This window comes from Streptomyces sp. NPDC050617 (genome assembly GCF_040654795.1).
Taxonomy (GTDB): Bacteria; Actinomycetota; Actinomycetes; order Streptomycetales; family Streptomycetaceae; genus Streptomyces.
In genome coordinates, this window is sequence record NZ_JBFAIS010000036.1 from 71,234 (window position 1) to 78,638 (window position 7,405).

At 69.1% G+C, this 7,405-nt stretch carries 6 protein-coding genes and 2 CRISPR repeat arrays; of the genes, 4 read left to right on the plus strand and 2 right to left on the minus strand.

What is annotated here, in order from left to right; all coding sequences use genetic code 11:
• Window positions 1–32 precede the first annotated feature (32 nt).
• Window positions 33–1,442 (plus strand): MDR family MFS transporter, encoded by a 1,410-nt coding sequence (locus AB0I49_RS33760; RefSeq protein WP_363231005.1) that lies wholly within the window; start codon window positions 33–35, stop codon window positions 1,440–1,442.
• Window positions 1,443–1,540: 98 nt separating this feature from the next.
• Here AB0I49_RS33760 and AB0I49_RS33765 read toward each other — a convergent pair whose 3' ends face one another.
• Both AB0I49_RS33765 and AB0I49_RS33770 read right to left on the minus strand, forming a co-directional pair.
• Complete coding sequence (locus AB0I49_RS33765) at window positions 1,541–1,990, minus strand: DUF6255 family natural product biosynthesis protein (protein ID WP_363231006.1); 450 nt, start codon at window positions 1,988–1,990, stop codon at window positions 1,541–1,543.
• Window positions 1,987–2,652, minus strand: coding sequence for a hypothetical protein (locus AB0I49_RS33770; protein ID WP_363231007.1), 666 nt, complete (start codon window positions 2,650–2,652; stop codon window positions 1,987–1,989). Before AB0I49_RS33770 ends, AB0I49_RS33765 begins: the two co-directional genes overlap by 4 nt.
• A 169-nt stretch (window positions 2,653–2,821) precedes the next feature.
• Between AB0I49_RS33770 and AB0I49_RS33775 the strand changes: the two genes are divergently transcribed.
• The 3 genes from AB0I49_RS33775 to AB0I49_RS33785 all read left to right on the plus strand — a co-directional run bounded on the left by AB0I49_RS33775 (window position 2,822) and on the right by AB0I49_RS33785 (window position 5,151).
• The gene (locus tag AB0I49_RS33775) at window positions 2,822–3,640 is read left to right on the plus strand and encodes a helix-turn-helix transcriptional regulator (protein WP_363231008.1); all 819 of its coding nucleotides are present in this window, start codon (window positions 2,822–2,824) and stop codon (window positions 3,638–3,640) included.
• Window positions 3,630–3,848, plus strand: a complete 219-nt coding sequence (locus AB0I49_RS33780) for a DUF397 domain-containing protein (RefSeq protein WP_363231009.1) — start codon at window positions 3,630–3,632, stop codon at window positions 3,846–3,848. The genes AB0I49_RS33775 and AB0I49_RS33780 overlap by 11 nt, the downstream gene beginning before the upstream one ends.
• A 382-nt stretch (window positions 3,849–4,230) precedes the next feature.
• Window positions 4,231–5,151, plus strand: a complete 921-nt coding sequence (locus AB0I49_RS33785) for a hypothetical protein (RefSeq protein ID WP_363231010.1) — start codon at window positions 4,231–4,233, stop codon at window positions 5,149–5,151.
• A gap of 171 nt (window positions 5,152–5,322) precedes the next feature.
• Window positions 5,323–5,778: direct repeats of the CRISPR family, unit length 29 nt; unit sequence GGGACCACCCCCGCACGCGCGGGGACCAC.
• Between the two features lie 951 nt (window positions 5,779–6,729).
• A CRISPR array of direct repeats spans window positions 6,730–7,308; the repeat unit is 29 nt; unit sequence GGGACCACCCCCGCACGCGCGGGGACCAC.
• Window positions 7,309–7,405 lie beyond the last annotated feature (97 nt).

The window sequence follows — 7,405 nt, forward strand, 5'->3', positions numbered from 1 at the left end:
CTCCGCCCGCCGTCCCCCGCAACGTCCGCTGGGTGCTGCTCGGCGTCATGCTCGCCATGCTGCTGTCGATGCTCGACAACATGGTCGTCAGCACCGCGATGCCGACGATCGTCGGCGACCTGGGCGGCATGGCCTCCCTCTCCTGGGTCGTCACGATCTACGCGCTGGTCACGGCGGTCACCACACCGGTGTGGGGCAAGTTCGGCGACCTCTTCGGCCGCAAGCGGATGTATCTGGCCTCGATCGCGTTCTTCATGGCCGGCTCCGCGCTCTGCGGCGCCGCTGCCTCGATGGGCATGCTGATCGCGGCCCGCGCCCTCCAGGGCATCGGCGCCGGAGGCATCGGCGCGGGCGCGTTCGCCCTGATCGCCTCACTCGTCCCGCCGCGCGAACGCGGCAAGTACCAGGGCCTGACCGCCTCCGTCATGGCCATCGGCACCATCGGCGGCCCGCTGCTGGGCGGCTTCGTCACCGACCACCTGAGCTGGCGCTGGGCCTTCTGGATCAACCTTCCCCTCGGCCTCATCACCCTGGTGTGGATCTCCGTACTGCTGCGGCTGCCCGCCCAGCGCGTCAAGGCGCGGATCGACTGGACCGGCATCGGCCTGCTCGCCGCCGCCATCTCCGCCCTCGTCCTGGGCACCACCTGGGGCGGCGACCGCTACGCCTGGGGGAGTTGGCAGATCGCCGCACTCGGCGTCGTCGCCGCGCTGTCCCTGGCCGGGTTCGTCGCGGTCGAGCGCCGGGTCGCCGAGCCCGTACTGCCGCTACGGATCTTCACCGGGCACCGCAACTTCCCCCTGTCGATCGGGATCATCTTCGCCGTCGGCGCGATCACGCTGGGCGCGGGGCTGTACCTGCCGCTGTTCCAGCAGACGGTGCAGGGCGCTTCGGCCGCCAACTCCGGCCTGCTGATGGTGCCGATGATGCTGCCCGTACTCGTCGTCTCCACGATCGCGGGCAAGGTCATGTCCGCCACCGGCCGCTACCGGATCTTCCCCATCGCCGGCACGGCCCTGATGGCCATAGGTCTGGCCCTGCTCGCCACCATGAGCGCCGATACTCCACGCCTGCTGACCGGCTGCTACATGGTGATCCTCGGCGCGGGCCTGGGCCAGTGCATGCAGATGGCGGGCACCATCGCCCAGAACTCCGTGGAGATGCGCGACCTCGGCGTCGCCAGCGGTTCCCTCAACCTCTTCCGCTCCGTGGGCGGTTCGATCGGCGTCGCCGTCTTCAGCGCCCTGTTCAACCACGCACTGAGCAGCCACAACGGTCACGTCGACGTCGACAGCTTCGTCGACGGAACCCGGTCCATCTTCATCCTCGCCGCTGCGCTCGCCGCCGTGGCCTGCGTCGCGGCCTTCTTCGTCATCGAGGTACCGCTCCGCAAGGGCCCGCCCACCGCCAAGCCCAGCACTCCGGAACCCGCCGCCGCCTGAGCCGATCCGCTCCTTCTGCTGCGGGGGCGGGCGGCGTACGGCTCGTACGGGCGGGGCGGGGTGCCCCCACCCGTACGAGCCGTAAACCGCTCACCTTTCTACGTTCGTCCCTCCGCGCCGTAGTTGTCGGAGGCGTCGCACTCCACGAACTCCACGAACTCCCTCGGGTCCAGGCGGGGAGAGAGCGCTCCGTACGCCGTCCACCGGACGGTTCCGCACGCACCGCACGACTCGCTTCCGAGATCGGGGGTGAGCCCTTCCGGATGCGTGCACGCGATGTTCATCCGGCCGAATACCGGGCCTTCGCAACTGGCCGGTCGGCGCACGGAATCCCTTTCTGGGATGGGGAATGGGATGACGCGGGCGGTCCGTTCGGGGACGTGTTCCACGTCGGCCCGTGCATTCCGAGCGGGGTGTGCGGGGTGGGTGGGCGAAGCCGGTTTCTGTAGACGATGAGTGAACGCGAGACTCACAGTGAGCCCGACCGCCACCGACGCCGTGAACGCGAAAAGCGCGGCGACTACTTCTCCCGTGTACACGCGCTTCATCTACGGTTACGGTCGTCGTCCCGTACCGCTCCGGCGGCGTTCGGCGGCGACTTCGGCCTACCGCCCGGGACCACCCGGACCGCGAACTCCACCGGCGGTTCCAGCGTCGCGTAGTCGATGACGGTCCGGCGAAAACGCGCGTGCCCGGTCTCGTACGAGTGCCGCCGCATCCACTCATCGACCCACCCCGCCCGGGTCGCAGACGGCAACCCCTCGCCGCACTGCTCCGCGTCTCCCTCTCCTCCCTCTCCTCCCTCTTCTCCCACTTCGCCGGATACGCATACGACTCCGTACTCGGGCCACAGGCCGGGGGCGTGGGGGAACGCGAACGCCTCGTAGAAGGGGGCGGTCGGTGGCGGCGGGTCGACGGCGGCCGGCGCCGGGCTTCGCCGTGCTGCCGAGTCGGTGCGGTCCGTTGAATCCGTCGATTCGCCCGAGTCCGTAGGGCTCCTGAAACTCAGACACGTGTCTAGGGGAGACGACGACGCGCCACTACGGTGTTCTGGGCATCGGTGCACGGGCAAGGTCATCGCGCCGGGCGCCGCGTTCTCGTCACGATCTGATTCGTTGTACCTCACCAACGAATTCGGCACGAGGAGTGAACCGTTTATCCCGTAATCCTCGATGAGTTGTGAGAGTGCGGCCCGTGCTCTGCTCTTCATCTGATCAACCGTCCCGATCTGTACTGTGGGCGTTCCGGCAGCTCTCACGCACACGTGTTCGCCGCCATTCCGGAGTCGCTGTTCTTGACTCACAGTGGAGGTCAGGTAGGTACGCTCGCCAGTAGGAGAAGCTTGACAACGCTGGTTTCAAGTCCGGGAGTTGTGTGCGATGACGGCGCGGAAGTCACTGACCCCACGGCAGAAGTACGGTCAGGAATTGCGGCTGCGGCGGCAGGAAGCAGGCTTGACGCAGGAAGAGCTGAGCGAAGAGGTCGTGTGCTCGCCGTCATTGATCAGTCACATCGAAGCTGGGCGGCGACTGCCGTCCCGCGAGGATGCGAAGCGCTTGGACCAGGTGCTCAAGACCAATGGCTGGTTCAGTCGTTGGCTGGAGGACCTTGAGGAACGGTATGCGGATCACTTCGCTGTCGCGGCGGAACTGGAACGCCAAGCCATCGAGATCCGAGAGCATGCGACGACGTTGATCCCTGGTCTTCTCCAAACGGATTCCTACGCACGTGCGGTGTACACCGCATTCAGTCCGAACTACGTGACCGAGGACCTTGACAGACGCGTTGTCAATCGAACGGAGCGCTCCCGAATCCTCGACGACCCCACATCGCCCGTAATGTGGACTCTGCTCGATGAGGCGGTGCTCCGACGGCCTGTCGGCGGCCCGGCTGTCATGGCCGCGCAGCTCGGGCGGCTGGTCGATATGGCGGAGAACGGCCGTCTGCGCCTGCATGTGATTCCCTTTGCGGTCGGGGCTCACGCGCTTATGGAGAGCATGCTCTCTTTGATGGCGTTCACCGATACAGCACCAGTCGCATACGTGGAAGGCGTGCTGACCGGAACACTGATGGACGACCCGGCACTCGTCTTCAAGTGCCGGTCAGCGTACGATCTCGCTATCAGCGAAGCGTTGCCACAGGCAGACTCACTTGCCCTGATCAGGGCGGTAGCAGAGGAATACAGACATGAGCAGTGAGCGTGTCATACCCGATGCGTCATCCTTGGGGGGCTGGCGAAAGTCCAGCTACAGCGGGGGAAGCAACGGCAGTTGCCTTGAGGTCGTAGATGGCTACGTGACGGGGGTCCCTATCCGCGACAGCAAGAACCCACATGGGCCGGCGATCGTGTGCAGCCGTGCGGCGTGGATGTCGTTCGTCGAGTTCGCTGCCGGGTGCGAAGCCTGACGTCGGACCACTGTCGAGTTCCATGTGCGCCCGCTGTTACCGCAGTTCGGTGACGGCGGGCTTTCTGCGCCCGTACTCGTACCCGTGCCCGTACCCGTGCTCGTACTCATGAAGCAGCGTTACGGGCCGTGCACGACTCAGTGGTGCTAGGCGTCAACGGGAGTGGGCCAACAAGCCGCGTGGGGCGTGTGTTTGCGGTGGTGAGGGAGGGGTTCGAGGGGTGGGGCAAGAGCCCGCGCCAGCGACGTGGCCCGGTGTACCGTAATTGCGTCCACACGCTCCGTGTCCATGCGCGGAGCGGCCCCCAGTGGTGCTCGAACACCGCCTGAGGGCCTTCACCACCAGTGGACGTCACCCTGCAAGGGAAAGAAGGTCCACCAGGATGCTTCGGCATGCTATCGCGCCCACGGGGCGCTATACGAAGGCTTCGCACGACGTCGTCCGGCATGCGCGTCTGAACAGTGACGCGAAGATCCTCCTCCTCTACGTACAGGGGCTGCCCGAGTCCGAGACGGCCAAGCCGCTCGGCGACCACGCGAAGCGCCTCGGGATCACGGGGCGGGCGTTCCAGAAGGCCAAGCGGCTGCTGACCGAAGGCGGTTACTTCCACGACTGGCGCTGGCAGAAGGAGCGCGGGCAGTGGGTGACGGATCAGCTGTTCGCCAACGTCGTCCTGAGCGCCGAGGAGGCCGTACGCGTCCGCGACGGCGAGCCGCCGAGTGCGCAGTATCCGACGGTCGGTGCGCCGAGTGGTCGGACCGTCGGTGGCTCTTTCGGTAAGAAGAAGACTGAGGAGAAGAACTCCTCCCACCCGCCCACCGAACCCGCCGTCGTCGACGACCCTGAAGCCGCACTCCGAAGGAAGATCCTGGAACCCCACCTAGCCGAGGCGGAACGCGTACTGCTGTCGCTGCGCCGCGTGGACCGGCGCTTGTGGCTGGGCGCGTCCGAGGCCCGGGAACTGGCCGGGGCCGCCGCCGAGTGGTTCCTGCGCGGGGCCCGCGCGGGGGAGTTGCGGGACGCGCTCACGTCAGGTCTGCCGCCTGAGGGGGTGCGGTACGCGCCGGGGTTCGTACGCCGTCGCCTCGCCGACAGGCTCCCGGAGGCACCGAGCCTCGCCGAACAGCAACGGCGTTCCCGTACGGACCAACCCCCGTCGCCACCCGCCCGCTTCACGACCTGCCAAGGCCCCGGCAGCGAACACGTCTTCCGCCCCGCAGCCAACGAAACCCACTGCGGCCCTTGCCGCCAGGCCGGAGCCGAGGCTGCTTTCTCCGCTCGCCGGGCTGCGGGGGCGGTCTGACGGCCGCGCCGGGGCCCTGGACCCTGGGCCTGGGGTTCGGGGCGGCTGGCGGGTGGTGTCGGTTCCTGCGAGTGGTGCTCGGCGGCGGGCGCCTGGCGCTGGCGCTGGCGCGGGGAGTGCTGCGCACCGTGGATGGGTGAAGGCGACGGGTGGGGCGTGCCGGTTCGAGCGGGAGTCACCCCCGCACGCGCAGGGACCACTCCGTGCCCTGGTGCGCCAGCGCGGTCGCGCCGGGACCACCCCCGCACGCGCGGGGACCACCCCGACTTCTACCGTCCGGCGCACCAGGCTGTGGGACCACCCCCGCACGCGTGGGGACCACTTCGCGCGGCGCTCGGCCAGGATGACCAGCACGGGACCACCCCCACACGCGCGGGGACCACGATGTCAAGCGGCGGGGCCGCAAGCCTGACAGGGACCACCCCCGCACGCGCGGGGACCACCATCTACGAGGACGGAGAGATCGAGCAGTTCTGGGGACCACCCCCGCACGCGCGGGGACCACTCACCTACACCGCCATGGCCCCCGCCCTCAATGGGACCACCCCCGCACGCGCGGGGACCACGCCTACGCGGGGAAGATGCGGGGTGTCGGCCCGGGACCACCCCCGCACGCGCGGGGACCACAGGGCGCGACCTGCTGTTTCAGGTCGGGAGATACTGGTTTTTACCCGCTAGTGCAGATTCCGGCATACGGTGCAAACCTCCTACTCGCTGGCCCAGGACCGTCTGTTGGAACAATGCAAGCAGTCCCATCGGAGTGCCCGCAACGCCAGCTGGGGCGGCGATCGTCGGAAGTCGTCATCCCCTTGCCTCAACGTCATGCCTGGGCGTAGCCGAGGTCCGGGAGCCGGCGGAGGCCGTTGCCGAGTGGTTTGTCGCGCGGGTCCGCGTGGCGGCGGATCTGTGGATGCGCTCACCGCCAGGTTGCCTGAGGGGGTGCGTTACGCGTCGGGGTTCGTGCGCCGCCGTCTCGCCGACAGGCTCCCGGAGGCACTGAGCCTCGCCGAACAGCAACGGCGCTCCCGTACGGACCAACCTCCGTCGCCACCCGCCCGCTTCACGACCTGCCAAGGCCCCGGCAGCGAACACGTCTTCCGCGCCGCAGCCAACGAAACCCACTGCGGCCCCTGCCGCCAGGCCGGAGCCGAGGCCGCTTTCTCCGCTCGCCGCGCCGCCGGGGCAATCTGATGGCCGCTCCGTAACCCTGAACTCTGGGCCTGGGGTGGCCGGAGGGTGGGGTGGGTTCCTGCGAGTGGTGCTCGGCGGCGGGGGCCTGGCGTTGGCGCTGGTGCGGGGAGTGCTGCGCACCGTGAGCGGGTGAAGCCGACGGGTGGGGCGTGCTGGCTCGTGCGGGGGCTACCCCCGCCCGCCCGAGGACCACCACTGTCCCCCGGTTCCTGGCCGCCACCCCCAGGGACCACCCCCGCACGCCCGGGGACCACCCAAGGACGTCCTTGAGGACGCCAACGGTGTCGGGACCACCCCCGCACGCGCGGGGACCACGCGCTGCCCCCGGCGGCCGCCAACGAGCCGCCGGAACCACCCCAGTTTCTCGGCCCTCGCACGGAAGTGCTTGGGACCACCCCCGCACGCGCGGGGACCACCCGCACCCTCCTGGCTTGGGCGTGTGTGTGCAGGGACCACCCCCGCACGCGCGGGGACCACCGCCCTTCGGCATCGTGCGGCAAGGGAGAGGCGGGACCACCCCCGCACGCGCGGGGACCACGCGTCGGGGTGCAGCCCCAGGGCGATCGGGTTGGGACCACCCCCGCACGCGCGGGGACCACCAGCACCTTCGCCCAGCGCGACCACGCGCTGCTGGGACCACCCCCGCACGCGCGGGGACCACCGCCTCGCCCACCGCCTCGGCAAAGGCGGCTGGGGACCACCCCCGCACGCGCGGGGACCACTTGTGAGCTTCGCCGAGATCCACGAGTGGGCGGGGACCACCCCCGCACGCGCGGGGACCACCTGGAGCTGTTCAGCGAGCACATGAGCGTCGCGGGACCACCCCCGCACGCGCGGGGACCACGCGGCTAAGAAGTCCACGTACTGCGAGCTGACGGGACCACCCCCGCACGCGCGGGGACCACTACGCGCCGCTCGACGTCAGCGACCACCGGCTGGGACCACCCCCGCACGCGCGGGGACCACTTAGGGGTCCTTTCAGAATGCTTTGCGGGCGAGGTTCATGCAGGCGGCGAGCTGGAGGAAGGCGTCGTGCATCTCGTCGTATGCCTCCCAGCGAACT